This is a genomic window from Paraburkholderia sp. PREW-6R, from assembly GCF_039621805.1.
GTDB lineage: Bacteria > Pseudomonadota > Gammaproteobacteria > Burkholderiales > Burkholderiaceae > Paraburkholderia.
The window spans coordinates 545,702-566,224 of the sequence record NZ_CP155073.1; the positions used below are offsets into that span (position 1 = coordinate 545,702).

General features: G+C 62.8%; 20 protein-coding genes, 1 tRNA gene, 1 pseudogene and 1 riboswitch. Of the genes and pseudogenes, 7 read left to right on the forward strand and 15 right to left on the reverse strand.

The window, feature by feature from the left end; genetic code table 11:
- Window positions 1–37 precede the first annotated feature (37 nt).
- On the reverse strand, window positions 38–1,114 hold the full coding sequence (locus AAGS40_RS02430) for an AI-2E family transporter (protein ID WP_345812948.1): 1,077 nt from the start codon (window positions 1,112–1,114) through the stop codon (window positions 38–40).
- Window positions 1,115–1,211: 97 nt separating this feature from the next.
- Between AAGS40_RS02430 and purM the strand changes: the two genes are divergently transcribed.
- Window positions 1,212–2,279, forward strand: coding sequence for a phosphoribosylformylglycinamidine cyclo-ligase (gene purM, locus AAGS40_RS02435; RefSeq protein WP_345812949.1), 1,068 nt, complete (start codon window positions 1,212–1,214; stop codon window positions 2,277–2,279).
- A gap of 53 nt (window positions 2,280–2,332) precedes the next feature.
- Here purM and miaA read toward each other — a convergent pair whose 3' ends face one another.
- Window positions 2,333–3,289, reverse strand: coding sequence for a tRNA (adenosine(37)-N6)-dimethylallyltransferase MiaA (miaA, locus tag AAGS40_RS02440; protein WP_345812950.1), 957 nt, complete (start codon window positions 3,287–3,289; stop codon window positions 2,333–2,335).
- A 42-nt stretch (window positions 3,290–3,331) separates the two neighbouring features.
- Entirely contained in the window at window positions 3,332–5,458 is a 2,127-nt protein-coding gene (mutL, locus tag AAGS40_RS02445; protein WP_345812951.1) for a DNA mismatch repair endonuclease MutL, read from the reverse strand.
- A gap of 194 nt (window positions 5,459–5,652) precedes the next feature.
- Here mutL and AAGS40_RS02450 point away from each other — a divergent pair, with 194 nt between their 5' ends.
- Window positions 5,653–6,327: a DedA family protein gene (locus tag AAGS40_RS02450; RefSeq protein WP_345812952.1), complete on the forward strand. Its 675-nt coding sequence runs from the start codon at window positions 5,653–5,655 to the stop codon at window positions 6,325–6,327.
- Between the two features lie 345 nt (window positions 6,328–6,672).
- On the opposite strand, the gene AAGS40_RS02455 is transcribed toward AAGS40_RS02450, so the two are convergent.
- From AAGS40_RS02455 to ydfG, 12 genes and pseudogenes are all read right to left on the reverse strand, one after another.
- Window positions 6,673–7,047 carry a hypothetical protein gene (locus AAGS40_RS02455; RefSeq protein WP_345812954.1) on the reverse strand — a complete coding sequence of 125 codons (375 nt, stop codon included), beginning with the start codon at window positions 7,045–7,047 and terminating at the stop codon, window positions 6,673–6,675.
- Window positions 7,048–7,401: 354 nt separating this feature from the next.
- A pseudogene (locus tag AAGS40_RS02460) lies at window positions 7,402–7,815 on the reverse strand (helix-turn-helix domain-containing protein).
- A gap of 54 nt (window positions 7,816–7,869) precedes the next feature.
- A complete protein-coding gene (locus tag AAGS40_RS02465) occupies window positions 7,870–9,081 on the reverse strand; it encodes an HPP family protein (RefSeq protein WP_345812955.1) in 1,212 nt (403 codons plus the stop codon).
- A 384-nt stretch (window positions 9,082–9,465) separates the two neighbouring features.
- Window positions 9,466–9,541 (reverse strand) — tRNA-Lys (locus tag AAGS40_RS02470).
- A 224-nt stretch (window positions 9,542–9,765) separates the two neighbouring features.
- Entirely contained in the window at window positions 9,766–10,515 is a 750-nt protein-coding gene (gene ybgF / locus AAGS40_RS02475; protein WP_345812956.1) for a tol-pal system protein YbgF, read from the reverse strand.
- A 20-nt stretch (window positions 10,516–10,535) separates the two neighbouring features.
- Window positions 10,536–11,045 carry a peptidoglycan-associated lipoprotein Pal gene (gene pal, locus AAGS40_RS02480; RefSeq protein WP_345812957.1) on the reverse strand — a complete coding sequence of 170 codons (510 nt, stop codon included), beginning with the start codon at window positions 11,043–11,045 and terminating at the stop codon, window positions 10,536–10,538.
- 32 nt (window positions 11,046–11,077) lie between these two features.
- Complete coding sequence (gene tolB / locus AAGS40_RS02485; protein WP_345812958.1) at window positions 11,078–12,370, reverse strand: Tol-Pal system beta propeller repeat protein TolB; 1,293 nt, start codon at window positions 12,368–12,370, stop codon at window positions 11,078–11,080.
- A 138-nt stretch (window positions 12,371–12,508) separates the two neighbouring features.
- Complete coding sequence (gene tolA / locus AAGS40_RS02490; protein ID WP_345812959.1) at window positions 12,509–13,528, reverse strand: cell envelope integrity protein TolA; 1,020 nt, start codon at window positions 13,526–13,528, stop codon at window positions 12,509–12,511.
- Window positions 13,525–13,971 (reverse strand): protein TolR, encoded by a 447-nt coding sequence (gene tolR / locus AAGS40_RS02495; RefSeq protein WP_345812960.1) that lies wholly within the window; start codon window positions 13,969–13,971, stop codon window positions 13,525–13,527. Before tolR ends, tolA begins: the two co-directional genes overlap by 4 nt.
- A 10-nt stretch (window positions 13,972–13,981) precedes the next feature.
- The gene (tolQ, locus tag AAGS40_RS02500; protein WP_345812961.1) at window positions 13,982–14,659 is read right to left on the reverse strand and encodes a protein TolQ; all 678 of its coding nucleotides are present in this window, start codon (window positions 14,657–14,659) and stop codon (window positions 13,982–13,984) included.
- A gap of 154 nt (window positions 14,660–14,813) precedes the next feature.
- On the reverse strand, window positions 14,814–15,299 hold the full coding sequence (gene ybgC / locus AAGS40_RS02505) for a tol-pal system-associated acyl-CoA thioesterase (protein ID WP_345812962.1): 486 nt from the start codon (window positions 15,297–15,299) through the stop codon (window positions 14,814–14,816).
- Window positions 15,300–15,475: 176 nt separating this feature from the next.
- Window positions 15,476–16,222 carry a bifunctional NADP-dependent 3-hydroxy acid dehydrogenase/3-hydroxypropionate dehydrogenase YdfG gene (gene ydfG / locus AAGS40_RS02510; protein ID WP_345812963.1) on the reverse strand — a complete coding sequence of 249 codons (747 nt, stop codon included), beginning with the start codon at window positions 16,220–16,222 and terminating at the stop codon, window positions 15,476–15,478.
- A 237-nt stretch (window positions 16,223–16,459) separates the two neighbouring features.
- A riboswitch (ZMP/ZTP riboswitch) is annotated at window positions 16,460–16,568 on the forward strand.
- Between the two features lie 166 nt (window positions 16,569–16,734).
- On the opposite strand from ydfG, the gene glyA reads away from it, so the two are divergent.
- From glyA to AAGS40_RS02535, 5 genes are all read left to right on the forward strand, one after another.
- Entirely contained in the window at window positions 16,735–17,982 is a 1,248-nt protein-coding gene (gene glyA / locus AAGS40_RS02515; RefSeq protein ID WP_345812964.1) for a serine hydroxymethyltransferase, read from the forward strand.
- A gap of 6 nt (window positions 17,983–17,988) precedes the next feature.
- Entirely contained in the window at window positions 17,989–18,471 is a 483-nt protein-coding gene (nrdR, locus tag AAGS40_RS02520) for a transcriptional regulator NrdR (protein WP_006047856.1), read from the forward strand.
- Window positions 18,472–18,683: 212 nt separating this feature from the next.
- Complete coding sequence (locus AAGS40_RS02525) at window positions 18,684–19,250, forward strand: GspH/FimT family pseudopilin (protein WP_345812975.1); 567 nt, start codon at window positions 18,684–18,686, stop codon at window positions 19,248–19,250.
- On the forward strand, window positions 19,250–19,693 hold the full coding sequence (locus tag AAGS40_RS02530) for a hypothetical protein (RefSeq protein WP_345814214.1): 444 nt from the start codon (window positions 19,250–19,252) through the stop codon (window positions 19,691–19,693). Before AAGS40_RS02525 ends, AAGS40_RS02530 begins: the two co-directional genes overlap by 1 nt.
- Complete coding sequence (locus AAGS40_RS02535) at window positions 19,690–20,499, forward strand: PilW family protein (RefSeq protein ID WP_345812977.1); 810 nt, start codon at window positions 19,690–19,692, stop codon at window positions 20,497–20,499. Before AAGS40_RS02530 ends, AAGS40_RS02535 begins: the two co-directional genes overlap by 4 nt.
- Window positions 20,500–20,523 lie beyond the last annotated feature (24 nt).

Genomic DNA, 20,523 nt, shown 5'->3' on the forward strand with positions numbered 1-20,523 from the left:
GCGGCCAGTGACGAGACCGCGACCAACCCGCGACGCGTCAATTGTTATAAAGCGTGCTGTCCAGATAGCTTTGCCGCAACTCGCGAATCGCCACCGACAGAATCGCGCTGACCGGCAACGCGAGCAGCACGCCGAAAAAGCCGAACAGTTGCCCGAACGCGAGCAACGCGAAGATCACCGCGAGCGGATGCAACCCGATCCGTTCGCCGACGAGCCGCGGCGTCAGATAAAAACTTTCCACGATCTGCCCGATGCCGTAAATCACCGCGACCGCGCCGAAACCGTACCAGTCGCCGAATTGCAGCAGCGCCGCGAGCAGCGCGAGCACGAGCCCGGTCGCAAAACCAATGTACGGGATGAACACCGCCAGTCCTGTGAAGACGCCCACCGGCAGCGCAATCTCGAAGCGCGCAACGCTGAGCGCAATCGCGTAGTACACCGCCAGCAATCCCATGACGAGCAACTGCCCGCGCAAATATTGCGACAGCATCTGGTCCATGTCGCGCGCGAGTTGCAGCGTCTTATCGAGCCAGCGGCGCGGAATCACGATCTGCGTGCGCGCGAGCATGCGGTTCCAGTCGTACAGCAAATAGAAGAGCACGAGCGGCACCAGCACGACATTGCCGACTACCGTCATCATCACGTTGCCGCTCGTGCGCACGTACGCCCACGCGTAGAGCGCCACGGTTTGCGCGCTGCCTTCGAGCTGGCCCATCACCAGATCGCGGATACTCGCGAAATCGAGCGAATCGGCCAGACCGAGCATGGCCAGTTTCGGCTGCAGCCACGCGCTGGCGTGCGCGAACATGACGGGCACCTGCTGGCGCAATTGCGGCCCTTCCTTCTGCACCACCGCGAGCACGAGCAACACGAGCAGTGTCATCAGCAGCGTGAAGAGCAGCATCATCAGCAACGCGGCGAGCGCGCGCGGCACGCGCCGGCGCACCATCCACGCGACGCCGGGCTGCAGGATGTACGCGAGTATCGCGCCGAGCAGAAAAGGCGTCAGGACCGGACTCAACAGCCACAGCAAAATGCCGACGCCCAGACCGATCGCCAGCCAGATGAAGGCGCGGCGTTGCACGGGTGTCAGGATCGTGGAGTTCTGTTGCAAGGTTGTTTCCTGGTGACGTCGACCGGATGATTCAAATTCCAGCCAGCCGGCCGGCATCGGGTAAAATCGCATTTTACCGACCTTCGAGCTCTTCCCCATGAATCAACCGAAATCCGCCCCGAATTCACCTGATTCGGCCCAAGGTTTGTCGTATCGCGACGCCGGCGTGGACATCGACGCGGGCGACGCGCTTGTCGACGCGATCAAGCCGTTTGCGAAGAAGACAATGCGCGACGGCGTGCTGGGTGGCATCGGCGGGTTCGGCGCGCTGTTCGAAGTGCCGAAGAAGTACAAGGAACCGGTGCTCGTGTCCGGCACCGACGGAGTGGGCACCAAGCTGCGTCTCGCATTTCAGCTGAACAAACATGACACCGTCGGCCAGGATCTGGTGGCCATGAGTGTGAACGACATTCTCGTGCAAGGTGCCGAGCCGCTGTTTTTCCTCGACTACTTCGCGTGCGGCAAGCTGGACGTCGGCACGGCGGCGACGGTCGTGAAAGGCATCGCTTACGGTTGCGAGCTGTCGGGTTGCGCGCTGATCGGCGGCGAGACGGCGGAGATGCCCGGCATGTATCCGGACGGCGAGTACGACCTCGCCGGTTTCGCGGTCGGCGCGGTGGAAAAGAGCAAGATCATCGACGGCAGCACGATCGCTCCCGGCGACGTCGTGCTGGGCCTCGCGTCGAGCGGCATCCATTCGAACGGTTTCTCGCTGGTGCGCAAGATCATCGAGCGCGCGCAGCCTGACCTGAACGCAGACTTCGACGGCCGTTCGCTGGCCGACGCGCTGATGGCGCCTACGCACATCTATGTGAAGCCGTTGCTCGCGTTGATGCAGCAGATCACCGTGAAGGGCATGGCGCACATCACCGGCGGTGGCCTGGTCGAGAATATTCCGCGCGTGTTGCGCGAAGGTCTGACGGCTGAACTGGATCATCGCGGCTGGCCGCTGCCGCCGCTCTTCTCATGGCTGCAGAAGCACGGCGGCGTCGCGGACGCGGAAATGCACCGTGTGTTCAATTGCGGTATCGGCATGGCGGTGGTGGTGTCCGCAGATGACGCCGACGCGGCAATCGGTCTGCTGTCCGCCGCCGGCGAACAGGTCTGGAAGATCGGCATGATTCGCGAAAGCGCGGCCGGCGAAGCGCAGACTGTCGTCGTCTAACTGGCTGATGAGCCGCGCGGCGCCTGAGGGCGCCACGCGGCGATATTTGTCTCTCAGAGCAGTTCTTCAATCAGCTTCGGCAGTTCCGCCAAAGCCCGCGCATCGCAGCAATCCACCACGATCCGTTCGGGCATGCTACGCAGCCAGGTGAGCTGGCGCTTGCACAACTGCCGCGTCGCAAACACGCCTTTATCGCGCATGGTCGAATAATCGACCGCGCCGTCCAGATATTCCCAGACCTGCCGGTAGCCTACGCAACGCATCGACGGCATCTCGGGCATTAAATCACCGCGCTCGCGCAACTTCACCACTTCGTCGACGAAACCGCTGTCGAGCATCGCGTCAAAGCGCTTTTCGATGCGCGCATGCAGCACGCTGCGCTCCGACGGCTCCAGCGCGATCGGCACGAATTGCCAGCGCGCGGCGGCGCTGTCTACGCGAGCGGGCGCGGCCAGCAGCGCCGACATCGGCTGACCGCTCAGCATGAATACTTCGAGCGCGCGCTGAATGCGCTGTGAGTCGTTCGGCGCGAGTCGCGCAGCGGTAACCGGGTCCACTGCCGCGAGACGCCCGTGCAGCGCTGGCCAGCCGTCGCGCGCGGCGTCGGCGTCCAGAGCGGCCCGCACGTCGGCATCGGCGCCGGGCAGCTCGCTCAAACCCTGCGTGAGCGCCTTGTAGTACAGCATGGTTCCACCGACCAGCAACGGCAGGCGGCCCCGCGCGCTAATCTCGCCGATGAGCCGCAGCGCATCCGCGCGAAACTCGGCGGCGGAATAGGCCGCCGTGGGATCGACGATATCGATCAGATGATGCGGCGCCACCGCACGTTCCGCGGCAGTCGGCTTGGCGGTGCCGATATCCATCTCGCGGTAGACGAGCGCTGAATCCACACTGATGATTTCTACCGGGCGCCGCGCGGCCAACGCCAGCGCGGCCGCCGTCTTGCCGGACGCGGTCGGCCCGAGCAGGCAGGGAACGCGGACCGGCGCGCGAGACGTGTTCGAAGTCATGAGCAGACCGGCAGGTTTAGTACGGGCGTCACCAGGCGCACGTCACTGCCCACGCATGAACAGCCGATCGAGATCGGACAGCGTCAGTTGATACCACGTGGGGCGGCCGTGATTGCATTGGTCGGCGCGTTCCGTGGCCTCCATCTGACGCAGCAGCGCGTTCATTTCGTCGAGCGTCAGTCGACGATTAGCGCGCACGGCGTGATGGCACGCGAGCGTGCCGAGCAGTTCGTGCTGACGCTCGGTCAGCACGCGCGAGCCGCCGAACGCATGCAGGTCGGTGAGTACGGCGCGTGCGAGTGCTGGAAGATCCGCGTCCTTCAGCAGCGCGGGCACCGCGCGGATCGCGAGCGTGGTCGGCGACAGCACGGCGAGATCGAAGCCGAGCGCGTCGAGCGTGTCGCGCTCCTCTTCCACGGTGCCGATTTCGATCGGGTCGGCTTGCATCGTCTGCGGAATCAGCAGCGGTTGCACCGCGATCGCACGATCGGCGAGCGCGTTCTTGAACTGCTCGTACAGGATGCGCTCGTGCGCGGCGTGCATGTCGACGATCACGAGGCCGTGCGCATTCTGCGCCAGCACGTAAATGCCGTGAATCTGGCCGAGTGCAAAGCCGAGCGGCTGCTCGTCGGCGGCATTGAATGCGGGCGACCCATACGGCGCGGCCGCGTGATAGGGCCCCGTCGATACGTCGCCCGAGTCGCGCATTTCGAAGAGCGTCGCGCCTTCCGACGTGCCGCTGTGGGTATCTTTACGGCCGAAGAGGGCGTCATAGAACGCCAGCGGTTGCGCAACGGGCAGCGTGCCTTGCGTCATGCGCGCCTGGCGCATCCAGGTGTTACCCGGTTGCGATGACGAGCCGAAGCCGCCGCTTATGCCGCTCATGCCGCTGATGTTGCCGCTCACACCGCCGCTCAAGCCACTCGTGCCGGCGCCGCCCGCACCGGCAGCGCCGCTAGCCGGCGCGCCGAAGCGACTATTCACAGCTCCCGCACCGTAGGAGCACAACACACCCGCGCCGCCCAAAGGCGTTGCGCCGAACGAAGCCGGTCCGCCCACTGACGGCGCAAGATGCGCGGCATGTCCGCCCGCCGTCGTCTCCGGCGACGCGCCCGCGTGCCGCGCCAGCGCGCGCTGCACGGCGTGAAACACGAACTGGTGAATCGAGCGCGAGTCGCGAAACCGCACTTCGATCTTCGACGGATGCACGTTCACATCCACCGCTTCGGGCGGCAGATCGAGGAACAGCACGTACGACGGGTACCGCTCGCCATGCAGCACGTCCTCATACGCGGCGCGCACGGCATGCGTGAGCAGCTTGTCGCGCACGAAACGACCGTTGACGAAGAAGTATTGCTGATCGGCACGCCCGCGACTCGCGGTCGGCAGACCTGCGCAGCCATACACGGCGAGCGGGCCGGCGGATTCGTCGAGCGGCAGATGCGCGGTCGCAAAAGTTTCGCCAAGAATTTTGGCGACCCGCACCGGCGGCTCGCTGGCATTCCAGTGCTCGATCGCCTTGCCGTTGTGCAATACCGAAATCGCGACGTCCGGACGAGCCAGCGCCGCGCGCCGAATCTGTTCGAGGCAGTGGCCGAGTTCGGTCTGTTCGCTTTTCAGGAATTTGCGGCGCGCGGGCGTGTTGAAGTACAACTCGCGCACTTCGATCGTGGTGCCCTGCGTACCGGCGGCCGGGCTCAACGCACCGGTTTGCGCGTCCACGCGCATCGCGTGCGACGCTTCGGCGGTGCGGCTCGTGATGACCATCTGCGCCACCGACGCAATCGACGCCAGCGCCTCGCCGCGAAAACCGAGCGTTGCGACCGCTTCGAGTTCGGCAAGCGAGCGGATCTTGCTGGTCGCGTGACGCATCAGCGCCAGCGCCAGTTCGTTTTCCGGAATGCCGCAGCCGTCGTCGGTGATCGAGATCCGTTTGACGCCGCCTTCGTCGAGCACGATGCGCAGCGTTTGCGCGCCTGCATCGAGGGCGTTTTCCAGCAGTTCCTTGACGACCGAGGCCGGCCGCTCGACCACCTCGCCCGCCGCGATCTGGCTGATCAACTGGTCGGGCAGCGGCTGGATTGCCCGCAACGCGCGCGGGACGGGCGCAGCGGCGGGAATCGCGGCAGCGGCGGCGTTGCCGGTGGACATTTCGGAGAATTCTGACATGGGCAAATTATAGCGATTTGGCGCATGTCGCCCGGGCGAGGTCTTAAACAGCTGGAGATTTTTAATTGTGCGCGGGCACTTTCTGTATCATGAGGCGGTCAATTTGCGGCGGTAAGCTGCTCTCGCCGTATCGCTCGCAGGCCGGCTTGTCCGGCCATTTCCGCCACGCTCACACTCGCTAATAAAGGACGCTTTTGGACACGTTGCTACATTTCGTCAACCTCGTCTTGCACATCGACAAGTTTCTGGGGGACTTCATCCACGTGTACGGCGCCTGGGTCTACGCGGTGCTGTTTCTGATCGTGTTCTGCGAGACCGGACTCGTCGTGCTGCCTTTCCTGCCGGGCGATTCATTGCTGTTTATTGGCGGCGCGTTTTGCGCGACCGGCGAGATGAATCTCCCGCTGCTGCTCGTGTTGCTGCTAGTGGCGGCCGTGGCCGGCAATACGGTCAATTACATGATCGGGAGGGCGATCGGGCCACGCGTGTTCAATTCGCATATTCCCGTGCTCGAACGCTTTCTCGATCGCGCGGCGCTGCAAAAGACGCACAATTTCTATGAAAAGCACGGCGGCAAGACGATCGTGCTGGCGCGTTTCATTCCGGTGGTGCGGACGTTCGCGCCGTTCGTCGCGGGCGCGTCGCAAATGACGGTGAGCCGCTTCCAGTTGTTCAACTTTATCGGCGCGCTGTTCTGGGTCTTGCTGCTGGTCCTGCTCGGCTACTTCTTCGGCAACATTCCGTTTATTCGTCAGTACCTGAATATCATCGTGCTGGTGGGTATCGGCGCGGCGGTCGTGCCGGTCGTGCTTGGCGGGTTGTGGAAGATGATGCGCAAGAACGCATCGACGAACGCGAGCAGCCGCTAGGCGTCGTAAGCTCGCGCGTTATCAGCGCGTAGACCACGCTGGTCGTGAAACGGCGTCGCGATTCTCGCGACGCCGTTTTTATTTTGGCTTTCGTCTCGCGCACGATTGCGCAGACAAAGCTCAATCACGCGAGGCTTGCGTTGCAGCGGGGGGCTCGTTGCTGCAATGCTCGCATCAAGGCGCATCGAGTCGTCTGAGGTCATGTGTCGTGGGCAGGGCGAGCGGCGTTTCGGACATCAGTCTCTGGTCGCTATCGGCGACGGCGAACTTGACCTCAGCACCGTTGCAGTGGGCCGCTGTGTCGTCGGGCGTCAGTTGCCACGATGCTGCGGGTAGGACGCTGCCTCACATCGGCAGATGAGACTCCGAATAGGGGGACGTGCGGATGACGACTGCGTCGCGCTTGGCCGCCTGCGCAACCGACCGGCGCTGCGCAACCCTGCGCGAGATCAACGCGATGCCCGCGGCCGCTACATACGCGCCGGCGCGCTCCAGAAATGCGGCGGTCGAACTGAACTGGCCGTAACGGCTCCGTGCGTCGGCGAAAACGAGAAAGGTGAGCGTGGCGTCGAGCACCATCGCGAGCAGCATCAGCGCGAAGAAAACGTGCGCTCCATTCAGCTTCACCCCTGGCATCAAGCGGTTGAACAGGTAACTCGCGCTCAGTACGACGACGAGCAGCGCGAGATTAAAAAACACGTTGAGAAAGAAATGGGTCATATCGACAGAATGAAAGCGCAGCGTAGTGCGGAGCGGCCCGAACTGTCGCGATTGCGAGAATCGCGCGCACATCCGGCCGCAGCGGCGGCGATCATTGCACGTCTTAATGTCTCAATAAACGTTGTCGTTCGAAGTGCGTTGTTTCGTCTGGCGCGGAAGACGCGGCCGCTGCCCTTTCACATTGTCTCTCCGGAGAATGCTGCCGAGTCGCGAGACATGTCGGTATGTTCAATCGGATTTTTCAGGCAGTGTTCCGGGGTGAGCGACAAGCGGCGAAGTCACGTTTAGGGGTGTCGGCGGTGATGGCGGGATGTGATCGGAATTGAGCTTCGGACTAACCGATACGCCGCGTGGCTACAGATCGATCTGCGGCACGTTGAATGCGCCTTCGAGCGACTTCAGTTCCGCGCGATGTGAGGCGGCCAGCTTCGCAAGCATTTTTTCTCCGGGTTTCAGCAGATGCACTTCTACCTAGCGACGGTCGGCTTCATTGATCTTGCGCTTGACGAGACCGAGCGCCTCGCAACGAGAGACCAGCGACACGACACCGTGATGCTGCGCTTGCAGACGTTCGGCAAGCTCACCGATGGTCGCCCAGTCGCGCTGCGGATACCCTTTGATATGCAGAAGCAGCAGATACTGCAACGGCGTGATGCCTTCGCTTTGCGCGGCCTGTTCCGAAAAACGTTCGAAGCGCCTCATCTGATAGCGGAACTCGGATAGTTGCTCGAAATCGGCTTTGTTCAGTTCGCGATTGGACGATTTCATTCGTATCACAATATGAGGTATTGGGATGGGATCACGCAGCGCTTTTCTATATCGTCAGGCGGCGCGCCTGTCGGCAACTGGCGACTGTGCCTGCTCTGCACGGTGATTCGGGCGACGGTATAACCCCGCAATCACATCCGCCTGCGTGACCGTGCCGGCGAGTTGGCCGGTCTCGTGGTTCAGCACAGGAATGTGGTGATGTCCGTGCTCGGCGAACAGCGGCACGAGTTCGGCAAGCGGTGTGTCGGTTCGGACTGTGCGAACCTGCGCTGTCATCAACGTGGCGACCGTGGGCTCGCTGCGGCTACGACCGCGAGTCATGGAGTGCCACAGGCGCACGAATCCACCGCGTCGTTCGCTGCCGCCGAGATCGGCGCGCGTGACGATGCCAATCACTTGCTGCGTGAGATCCGTCACCGGCAACGCTTTGACGCCATGTCGCTGCAACATCTGCGCCGCTGTTGAGGCTGGCATCGTTGCGCCGACGGAGATCATGTTGCGCGACATGATGTCTGCGCAGGTGAGTTCATCGAAACTGCGCGCGTAGGTTTGGAGTTGCAATGCACGCAGGAGCGCTTCGAGGTCGTCTGGCGCAACGTCGAGCCATTCCGTGCGACTGCTGAGCACCGCGTCGAGATCAGCGCGCGTGAAGGCTGCGCGTGCATCAGGGGCGAAATGGCTGGCGTTTGCGCCGTTGGTGCTGTTGATGCTGCCTGCGGTTCGCGCGGTGTGTGGATAGCGGTGGCCCGTCAGCGCGTGATAAACGATTGCAGACCCCAGCAGCGCGACTGATTGAAGCGCAATCGGCGCCAGGACGAAGCGGTAGCCGAGCGCATGCACGGTGGGTCCGCCGAGCACGGCTGTCAACGCGACCGCGCCCGAGGGCGGATGCACACAGCGCAGCGCGAACATCGCGCAGATGGCCGCCGCGACAGCGACAGCCGCCGCCTGCAGCGGATCATGAATCCAGCTGGCACAGGCGACCCCGAGCGTCGCCGACACAACGTTTCCGCCGATGATCGACCACGGTTGGGCCAGTGGACTCGCCGGCACGGCGAACAGCAACACGGCCGAGGCGCCCATCGGCGCGACCAGCATTGGGATATTGGCGCCGGGGCCTGACAGCACATGCGTGACGGCGCCGGTGAACGCGATGCCGAGCAGCGCGCCGAAGCACGAGCGCATGCGCTCCCGCCATGGAAGTGCGGCAGGGGCGGGGGCGGGGAGGAGGCGGGTCAACCAGCGAAGGGCAGCAGAACAGGGCAATGTTTTTGGCGCTTGAAGCGGTGGTAAAGAGCAGGCGTGACGGCGCGGAGCATGGCCGCGCAGCGACGTGAGCGGAAATTATATGTGATTGTGATATAAATTGCCGGCGGTGGATGCGGTGGCCGGCCACGTGCGGGGGCCAAGCCAAGGTCGGCCATTGACTCAAACACTTCCGCTGCCGGACCGAGTTTTAGCCGATCTGCGAGCAAGGCGTTGCTTCAGGATATTTTGACCAGGGCCGTGCTGAGTTCGCCGTCAAAGGCGGAGGCTGTGCGCGACGTTGATGCTCGCGACCAGTCGCCTGGTACAGCGCCATGATGAAATGGGCAGAAAGGAAGGGGCAAAAGAAAAAGGGCTCAGCTTGCGCTGAGCCCTTCGTATCTTTGGTAGGCCGTACGGGATTCGAACCTGTGACCAACGGATTAAAAGTCCGCTGCTCTACCAGCTGAGCTAACGACCCAAAAGAGAAGCAAAATTATAGCGAGCGACCCACCGGGTGTCAACCCGTTGCGCTCATCACAACGTTCGACACTTCAGATAGTGAAAAGCCCGGGCATCGCTACCCGGGCCTTCCAGCGAGAGGCGCGCGTGACTATGACGTCGGACACTGCGCGTTACTGCCTGCGTTGCCTACTGCACAACTACACGACGCCATCCGGCGTCTGACAACCCTGTCTGATCAAATCACTTGATCTGCGACAGTTTGCTCTGCGCTGTCTGCGCGACGTCCGAGCCACTGTATTGCGCGACAATCTGCTCAAGCGTCTTCTTGGCCGCAGCCTTCTGACCTTGTTCAAGCTGATTGTTGGCAATCGCCAGCAGCGCCTCCGGCGCCCGCGGATGCTGCGGATACTTCGTCACCACACCTTGCCAGGTGGCCGTCGAACCCTTGTAGTCGCGCAGCGCATACAGCGCGTTGCCGAGCCAGTACTGCGCAGTCGGCTGATAGGGGCTGTTCGGATACTTGGAGATGAAAGCGCGGAAAGAAGCCGCTGCGTTCTTGAAGTCGCCGTTGCGGAATTGCTGAGAAGCCGCATTGAACGAATCGGTCTCACCCGGCTGCACCTCACCCTGGACGCCGTCCACCGTCTGTTGCTGCGGCTCGAATTTCTTCAGGCGCGTGTCCAGATCGGTGTAGTAGTCCTTCTGCTGTTTCTGCAGCGTGGAGAGCTGGTTGCCCATGTCCTCGTTCTGTCCACGCAACGTTGCGACCTGCTGGTTCAACTGGTCGATACGGTTGGACTGATCGAGGATCGTGCGCTGCGCAGCCGAAAGCTGGCTCGACAGGCTATCGGTCTTCGAACGCAGATCGAGAATGGCCTGGCGGGCCTGATCGTCGTCGAAGATGCCCGCGTGCGCGGGCACAGCCGCGAAGGCCGTGCCCGCGACGCAGGCCGCTGCGGCGAACCGCAGCCAGGAGAAACGAAGCGTCATTCGGCTCATCACTCAGTCACTTACTGTTGATACACGAGGTCGGCGCGGCGGTTCTGTGCCCACGACGATTCGTCATGACCGTCAGCTTGCGGCTTTTCCTTGCCGAGGCTCACGGCTTCCATTTGCGAGTCGGGCACGCCCATCAGCGACAGCGAACGACGCACGGCTTCCGCACGCTTCTGGCCAAGTGCGAGGTTGTATTCGCTGGTGCCGCGTTCGTCGGTGTTGCCCTGGATCAGGACGTGACGTTGCGGATGGCTCTTCAGGTATTGCGCGTGTTGCTGCAGCAGCGACTGATAGTCGTCCTTGACCGAATAGCTGTCGAAGTCGAAGTAAATGCTGCGCTTCGCGAGCGGGCTGTTCGGATCGTTCAACGGATCGACGTTCACTCGCGCGACATCGTTCGGGTTCGGCTGCGTGGAAACTGTGCCGCCCTTGTTGGCGTTTTCATCGAGCTTGACGCCCGAGTGACATGCGGCCAGCGCACCGACCATCAAAACTGCAAATGCGATACGAAACTTGGACATCATTTGGTTACTCTCCTTGTGTTATTGCATCAACGTTATTGCATAAACGGGCCCCAGGACGGCTCGCGAACGCTGCCGCCCTGAACGGACAGGACCTGCCGGGTACGACCATCGGTCGATACTGCGGCCAACACGCCACGGCCGTTCACCTGAGTGGCGTAAAGAATGTACTGACCGTTCGCCGCGAAGCTCGGCGATTCGTCATGTGTCGTGTCCGTCAGGCCCGTGGCAGTGTTGCCTTGCAGGTCCTGGATATACAGCTTGAACCCGCCGCCGACGCGCGAGATATACGCAAGCTGTTTGCCGTCCGGGCTCACGCGCGGACTCGTGTTGTAGCTGCCCGTAAACGTGACGCGTTGTGCGGCGCCGGCACTTTCGCCTTGGGCCGACATTTTGTAGATCTGCGGTTGACCGCCACGGTCACTGGTGAAGTAGATCGACTGGCCGTCAGGCGAGAAGCACGGCTCGGTATCGATCGAGCTGCCTTGCGTGAGACGGCGCAGGCCGCTGCCGTCTGCATTGACGGCGAAAATCTGTGTGTTGCCGGTGCGCGAAAGCGCGACCGCCAGCGTGCGTCCATCCGGCGACCACGCCGGCGCGCTGTTGTTACCCTTCTGGTCCGAAATGACGATGCGGCGCCCCGTAGGCAGATCGTGAATGTAGACGATCGGCTTCTTCTTTTCGAACGACACGTACGCGACCTTCGTGCCGTCTGGCGACCATGCCGGCGAGATGATCGGCTCGGGGCTCGAGAGCGCGATGTGCGCGTCCTGGCCATCCGAATCGGAGATCTGCAACTGGTAACGACCGCCCGTCTTGATCACGTACGACAGACGCGTAGCGAACACGCCGCGCCCGCCCAACAACTTCGCGTAGATGTAGTCCGCGACCTTATGCGCGCTCATGCGCAGGCCGCTTTCCGGGCTCACCAGCACGAGGCCGCCGAGGCTTTCGCCCTTGACGGTGTCGTAGAGTTTGAAACGCACTTCGTACTGGCCGTTCGGCAAACGGTTCACGCTGCCCGACACGAATGCGTTGGCGCCCTTGGCTTTCCAGCTGCCGAGGTCGACGGAATCGGTCTCGGAAACCGGCGTGCTGCCCGCGTCGATATTCGTGAATTTGCCGCTGCGCTGCAGATCCTGGCGCACGATCGTGCTGACCTGTTGCGGGGAATTCGCCTCGTTGGCGAAGTTCGCCGTGGCGATCGGAAACTGGGTGGACCCGACGCCCGTCACGAGGACGTTGAGTTGAGCGTGGGCGGCGCCGCCAACGGCAATCAGGCACGACGCTACAAGTGTCCGCAGGCCTAGCTTGGTCATCAAACTCATGCTGTATGGATTCCCCAAAAACGGTTTTACTAACACTTCACGACAGCAGACAGACCCGAAAAGCCCTCATTCGTTCCCGAGCGCGCCCCTCCGGGGAGCGCACCGCGTCCGCTGTCGACGGACTGTCAAACTGCTGGATCAACTTGCCGGCCGCAACGTAATAAGGAAGCTGGTCGGTGTCTTGCCGTTGATGTCCTGAGGCATCGGATCGGTACGCTGGACGGCGCGCAATGCAGCGTCGTCCCATGCTGCGTTGCCGCTGCTGCGCGAGATCGTCGCACCGAGCAGGGTGCCCGTTGGCGAACAGCGCACGGAAACCACAGTTTCCAGGCCGCTCGTTTCGCCACCCCACGTGATGTTCGGACGCACTGCGCGGCGTACCTTGTCCGAGTATCCGGCGGACGCCGCCGTGCCACCCGACCCGCTACCCGTACCATTCTTGCCGAGGCCGTCACTGCTGGAACTGGTGCCGCCGGCCGAGCCCTGCATCATCTGCGCAAGACGCGCGCGACGCTCTGTGTCGAGCTTCTTCGCTTGCGCCGCAGCGTCCGCTTGCGCCTTGGCTTTCGCGGCCTTCTGCGCGTCAGCTTTCTTTTGCGCTTCGGCCTGAGCCTGCTTCTGTTGCTCCTGCTGCTGCTCTTCCTTCAGTTGCTGCTGCTTCTGCTGCTCGGCGAGTTGCTGCTGCTTCTGCTTTTCAGCCTGCTGTTGCTGCTGTTTCTGCTTCGCCGCCGCGGCCTTCTGCGCCGCAAGCTGTGCCGCCTGCTCAGCAGCGAGTTGCTGCTGACGCTTCGCTTCGGCTTCCTGCTGGGCCAGCAGTTTCTGTTGACGCTGCTGTTCAAGCAGCTGCGCCTCGCGCGCCGCTTCCTGTTGCTGGCGCTTCTTTTCCTGCAACGCGATGTCGGCCTGCTCGTCACGAACCGGCGGGGCAGGGGCAACCGGAACCTGTGGCGCGGGCGGCGGCGGATGCGGAATTGCCGTGTCGGGCACTTCGGTCCACAGTTCGGCTTCCTCGCCTTCCGGCGTGCTGTTTTGCCACTGAATCCCGTGATAGAGGAAGAACCCGAGCAGCACGTGCATCACCAGCGCGAACGCAAAGGCTCGCCCGGTGCCGCGTTCACGCGGTGGCTGAAGCGGGTAGTCGGAATTCTTGCGGATCATTGCGATTTGACGAGCAATCCAACGCGCTTGACGCCGCGAGCTTTCAGCTCGGACATCACGTTCATGACAGCTTCGTACTTCACGGTTTTGTCGGCGGCGATCACGACGGGCTGGTCGGGATGCGATTGCGCACGGTCGGCGATAAAGCCGTTCAGGTCCGCCTTCGTCATGTTTTCCTGCTGCTGCGCGCCGGAATCGTCCTTGTACTTGACGCTCATGTTGCCGTCCGCGCGAATGTTCACGATCACGGGCGGCGTTTGTTGTTGCGGCGCGGCGCCGCCGACGGTCGGCAGATTGACGATCGACGGTGCGACGAGCGGTGCGGTCACCATGAAGATCACGAGCAGCACGAGCATTACGTCGATGTACGGCACGACGTTGATGTCAGCCATCGCGCGACGCGAGCGGCCGCCGCGCATGCTGGAGGAACGGGAGCCTGGCATCGGGGACTCCTTACTGTGCCTGGCGCTGCAGGATATTCGAGAACTCTTCGATGAAGGTCTCGAAACGGATCGCCAGACGGTCGATGTCATGCGCGTAGCGGTTGTACGCCACCACTGCCGGAATCGCCGCGAACAGGCCGATGGCGGTAGCGGTCAGCGCCTCCGCAATGCCGGGTGCGACGTTCGCGAGCGTAGCCTGTTGGACGTTGGCGAGGCCGCGGAACGCATTCATGATCCCCCACACCGTCCCGAAGAGACCAATGTACGGGCTGACCGAACCGACCGACGCGAGAAACGCCAGGTTCGCTTCGAGTACGTCCATTTCGCGCTGGAACGCCGCGCGCATGGCGCGCCGCGCGCCGTCGAGAAGCGCGCCCGGGTCATTCAGACGCTTCTCCTTGCCTTTGAGGAATTCGCGCATACCAGATTCGAAAATTCGTTCGAGTGCGCCGATGGTGTGACGGTTGTTCGCAGCGCTTTGATACAGCGCCTGCAGGTCGCCGCCCGACCAGAAATCGCGTTCGAAGCGCTCAGTTTGCGCGCGGGCGCGGCGGATCGCAAACCACTTGCGGAAAATGAAGGTCCAGGACAACAGCGACAACAACAGCAGTAGCGCCATCACGGCCTGTGCCAGCAGGCTCGCATTCAGTACGAGAGAAACGATCGACAGATCTTGTGTAGTGTTCATAAAGATTCTTATTAACGTCCCGGAAAGGGGCGTCCGACTGCAGGGTCATTCGAAGCTTTCCGTCGGCAAAACGGAAGCGCCGGCGACACTGTTAGCCGAACCATGCTTTGTGCTGCTGATCGATACGCGTTCACTGGACCCGTAACAACGGGGCTCAGTCATGGTCCGTTGACAAGCCGGCCTCGCTCATGTCGCCGCCCGGTCCGCGGCGCAGTGCAGCGAGCACTGGCGGAGGGATTGCTGCCGGCCGCAATGCAATGCGGTCGACGCACCCAACCCGGATCGAACCCTTAGCAAGCAGCATGCCGCTGCGCCACGCCTCCTGTGCGAAGTCGACGGAGGCGCGACCCACGCGCTCGATCCGGCTAACTACATTGATGACGTCGTCAAGCCGGGCGGGCGCCCGGTAGTCGACGGCGGTACTACGCACGATAAAAATCGCGCCGCTTTCTTCCGCGAGCCTGTGCTGGTCGACGCCGCACGCGCGCAGCCATTCCGTGCGCGCCCGTTCGAAAAATTTCAGGTAGTTCGCATAAAAAACGATGCCACCGGCGTCGGTATCTTCGTAGTACACGCGAATGGGCCACATGTAGCCGTTTTCCGCACCGGGCTGGCTGGTCGACGTATTCATGCGGCGCATTTTACCGGAACGCCGACGCCCCGGTCTTTTTGCGCATGTGCGCCGCGCGTGGCGGGCGTGAGCGGCGCTCTCGCCGCTTCCATGTCCGCCTCAGTCCGCGCTTTTATCCGGGCTTCGAGTAGCCGGTTCCAGCCGCCTGTCCACTCAGGCTTCCAGCCGCGTAAGCACCCGCAGTTCTAGCCGCGATGCACCGCCAGACCGGCAAACGTCTGGGCCACGGGCATCAGTTCGATCGTATTGACGTTTACGTGCGCCGGAAGCGTCGCGATCCAGTAGATCGAGCCGGCAATGTCTTCGGGCGTGAGGGGTTGTACGTCTTTGTAGACGTTGGCCGCCTTGTCCGAGTCGCCGCGAAAGCGCACGTTCGAGAATTCGGTGCCGCCGCACAGTCCGGGTTCGACATCCGTGACACGCAGCGCCGTGCCTGCGAGGTCGGTGCGCAGATTCAGGCTGAACTGGCGCACGAATGCTTTGGTCGCACCATACACATTGCCGCCTGCGTAAGGCCACCTTCCCGCCGACGAACCGAGGTTGATCACGTGTCCGCGGTTGCGTTCCACCATGCCGGGCAGCAACGCGTGCGTGATTTGCGCGAGGCCCATGCAGTTGGTCTCGATCATCGTGTTCCAGTCGTCGAGGCTTGCCTTCTGTGCCGGTTCGACGCCGAGCGCGAGTCCCGCATTGTTGACGAGCACGTCGATCGCGGCGAAGTCAGCGGGCAAAGCCGCCGGCACCGCTTCGACCGCTTCGCGATCGCGCACGTCGAGTTCGTAGGGAAGGAGCGCGTCGCCGAGTTCATCGGCGAGCGCCTGCAGTCGATCCTTGCGACGCGCGGTAGCCACGACACGGTGGCCACCTTTGACGAAAACGCGAGCGATAGCCGCGCCGAATCCCGCCGACGCTCCGGTAATGAAGACGATCATTTCTGTTCCCTGCCCGGTGGATGAAAGAGGTCCAAAGCCTACTTGCAAAGGGCCGTGGCGGCAAGGATGAAGCGGCCGCACGTCGGCGCCCGAAGCCTTGAAAAGCGAATCCGCACGGACGTTTTATCAGACATTTGAAAGGCTTGCTCACCGGGGAACAAAGCCCAGTTGCGGACCACCTGGCGACGCGGTGGCGAGCGGTTGCCTATTCGATACTCTTCCAATAAACTAACGCGCTCATCCCTGCGTGACTGGCGATAGAACCGGTTCAATCAATCGGGTTCAAGGTGGAGCAACCCACCGTGAAGCGCAGGGTGCCGTTTTGCCGTTCGCCTGGGCAGCCGTCAACCGCGCGCATTGATCTGCGCTGACGGTGGCTGTCCTGCCTCGCGTGTGCGGCGACTCTCTCTGCCCCACGTCAGGGCTGGCCCAGCCGCCAGCAGCGCCGCGTACCCCCTACGCAAGATCCGGCGCACGATCCGGTCAACCTGAACACTCTCAACGGAATCCGTATGTTTGACAGAGCCCAAAGCACCATCGCCAACGTCGATCCTGAACTCTGGAAAGTCATCGAACAGGAAAATCGCCGTCAGGAAGAGCACATCGAACTGATCGCATCGGAAAACTACACCAGCCCGGCTGTCATGGCCGCGCAAGGCTCGCAGCTCACCAACAAGTATGCCGAAGGTTATCCGGGCAAGCGCTATTACGGCGGCTGCGAATACGTCGATGTCGCCGAGCAGCTGGCGATCGGCCGCGTGAAGCAACTGTTCGGCGCCGAAGCCGCGAACGTGCAGCCGAACTCCGGTTCGCAGGCCAATCAGGGCGTCTTCTTTGCCATGCTGAAACCGGGCGACACCATCATGGGCATGAGCCTCGCGCACGGTGGGCACCTTACGCACGGCTCGCCGGTCAACATGTCGGGCAAGTGGTTCAATGTCGTCAGCTACGGCCTGAACGAAGCGGAAGACATCGATTACGACGCGGCTGAAAAGCTCGCGCAGGAACACAAGCCGAAGCTGATCGTGGCGGGAGCTTCGGCTTTCGCGCTGCGCATCGATTTCGAACGTCTGTCGAAGATCGCCAGGTCGGTCGGCGCGTACTTCATGGTGGACATGGCTCACTATGCCGGCCTCATTGCCGCAGGCGTGTATCCGAATCCTGTGCCGCACGCCGATTTCGTCACCACCACCACGCACAAAAGCCTGCGCGGCCCGCGCGGCGGCGTGATCCTGATGAAAGCCGAGTTCGAGAAGCAGATCAACTCGGCAATCTTCCCGGGCATTCAGGGTGGTCCGCTCATGCATGTGATCGCCGGCAAAGCGGTTGCGTTCAAAGAGGCGCTGTCGCCGGAATTCAAGACGTATCAGCAGCAGGTCGTCGAAAACGCGCGCGTGCTGGCTGAAACGCTGGTCAAGCGCGGACTGCGCATTGTCTCGGGCCGCACTGAAAGCCACGTGATGCTCGTCGACCTGCGCGCGAAGAAGATCACCGGGAAGGTTGCGGAAGCCGCACTCGGCGCCGCGCACATTACGGTCAACAAGAACGCCATTCCGAATGATCCGGAAAAGCCGTTCGTCACGAGCGGTATCCGTCTGGGCTCGCCGGCCATGACCACGCGCGGCTTCGGCGTGAAAGAGGCGGAGCAGGTGGGTAACCTGATCGCCGACGTGCTGGACAACCCGGAAGACGCCGCTACGATCGAACGTGTGCGCGGCCAGGTCGCTGAGCTGACCCAGCGTTTCCCGGTCTACAAGTAAGCCGCCATGCACTGCCCCTTCTGCCGTCACGCCGATACGCAAGTGGTCGATTCGCGCGTATCCGAAGACGGCGCGACGATACGCCGGCGCCGCCGCTGCCCGGCCTGCGACAAACGTTTCACGACGTATGAGCGGGTCGAGCTGGCGTTGCCGGCGGTCGTCAAGAAAGACGGCAGCCGCACGGAATTCGATCGCCGCAAGATCGTCGCGAGTATGCAACTGGCGCTGCGCAAGCGCCCGGTTGCGGCGGACGCAATCGACGCGGCGGTTGCACGTATCGAATATCAACTGCTCGGCAGCGGTGAGCGCGAAGTGCGCAGCGAGCGACTCGGCGAACTCGTCATGAACGAATTGCGCGCGCTCGACACCATTGCCTACGTTCGCTTCGCTTCTGTATACCGGCGCTTCGAAGACGTCTCGGAGTTTGAAGACGTGATCGAGGAATTCCGCCGCGCTTCTTCTCCGCCCAAGCCTTCGCGCAAGCGCTGAGTGCGGTCGTAACCGGTCCGCCGTGTTCAACCCGTCCGTCAGGGTTGTCAATGTTCGCCGTACTGATCCACGCATCTGTGTTGTCCTTCCTTTTCTGATGGTCTCGCGTGCATTGTTGCGCGGGACGGCGTCTGAATAACACCTCGCCGTTCGGCCAATGGTTGGCGCTTCCAAAAGCCGCTAGATTGGCTGCGTTCTTCGAATGATCAGGGATGCAGATGATGTGGCTTGTGCTTCGCCGTCGGCCGTGCCGCGGCTTTACTCTCATTGAAACGCTGGTGGTGATCGCGCTGCTGGCCGTAATTGCGGTCATGGCAACGCCGTCGTTCGTCGCGTGGCAGGTGCGCGATCAGGTCGACGCGCGAGCAAAGGCGCTGATCTCGACGTTCGCCTATGCGCGCAGTGAAGCGCTGCGTCGCGGCTCACGCGTGACCGTGTGCCGGATCGATGCGGCGCGGCACTGCCTCGCCGTGGGGCAGCCATGTGCCAACAGCCTCACCGACTGGTCCTGCGGCTGGGCCGTCATGGCCGAGCGGGGCGCCGTCCTGTCGCTGTTGCGCGCGCATCCGGCGCTTGCCGCAGTCAGCGTGGTCGGCGCACAGACCAATCTCACGTTCACACCGCCAGCCGGGCAGCTGATCGGCGCTTTTCGGAGTTTCGATCTTGCCCCACGCATTCAATCGAGGGCAACTCAGGGTGACGCGCGGCGGCGTTGCATCAGGATCGCCGCAGGGGGCCGCGCCCGAGTGACCAACGGCGCATGTGGAGCGGCGTCGTGATGCGAAACCTTCGTGTCGGCCCACCGCGTTTCGGCGCATGCCCGCAGAGCGGTAGTTCGCTCCTCGAAGTGATGCTGGCCGTCGCATTGATGGCGGTGACTGCGCTGGGCCTGATTGCTGGCCAGTTATGGACTGCCCGTGAATCCCGTGCGATGGCCATGCGGGAGCACGCGGCATGGATCGCGGATTCCATTGCGGAAGCGCTGTACTTCCCTTCAGCAGCTGACGCCGCAGTCCGGCAATGGAGCACACGGGCAGCCGCGCTGTTACCGCATGGCGAGGCTACGCTGTCAATGGGCGGCGGCACGTCCGCCGCGCTTGTCACATGGACGACTTTGCGCGACACCCCGCACAGCGATGACGTGATCGACAAGCCGGAATCCTGCGGCACCGCGGACATGCCTGCAGGCTCCAGTTGTGTCGCTTTGGCGTTCGTCAAATGATGAAACGGCTTGAAGTCGAGGGTGGCCACACGTTGCTCGAATTCGTGATCGCCATCGCGCTGGGTCTCGTCGTGATTGCCGGCACGGTGTTGCTCTACACGGCGCAGCGTAGCGCATTCGAGCACGCGGCCGATGCGCAGCGAGTCCGCGACGCCGGGCTGACCGCGCTCACGCTGATCGGCCAGCAAGTACAGATGGCCGGTTTCGTTCCAGCGAACGTCACTCGCTATAACGCTCCGCCCGCGTTATTCGGTTGCTCGGGTGGCCGCCCGAGCGGCGCAGACGAGAGTCCCGCTTGCGAATCACTGCCGGGTCGCTCGGACGGCGTCGTCGTCCGGTATGTCGGCGACACGGTATCCACATGGCCGTCCGCAACGGCGCAGATAACCGATTGTCTCGGGCAGGCTGTGCCCAATGCCAGCGCCGTGCTGCTGGAGCAAGGCGCGCCCGTGGTGAACCGGTTCTTCGCGCGAACCAGCGGCTCGACCGGCGAGCCGGAGCTGTACTGCGAAGGGAACGGCAAGACAGGGTCAGCGCAACCGCTTGTCGAAGGCATTGAGCGCTTGCGGATCAGGTACTGGCTGGCGGGCGGCGTCGCGGCCATCGACGCCTCCGCAGTCACCGCCGATCAATGGGCGAGCATTGTCGCGGTGGATCTTTGCGTGCTCGTTCGTGGCGCCATGCAAGGGCAACGTTCGCGCTACGTCGACTGCGACAGCGTTACGGCGTTGGGCGCGGACACGCGTGTCCGACAAGCGTTTTGGCGCCGGGTAGCGATTCGCAATCAGGTAGGGGACGCAGCATGAGCGCGCAGCGGCCAGGCACGATTC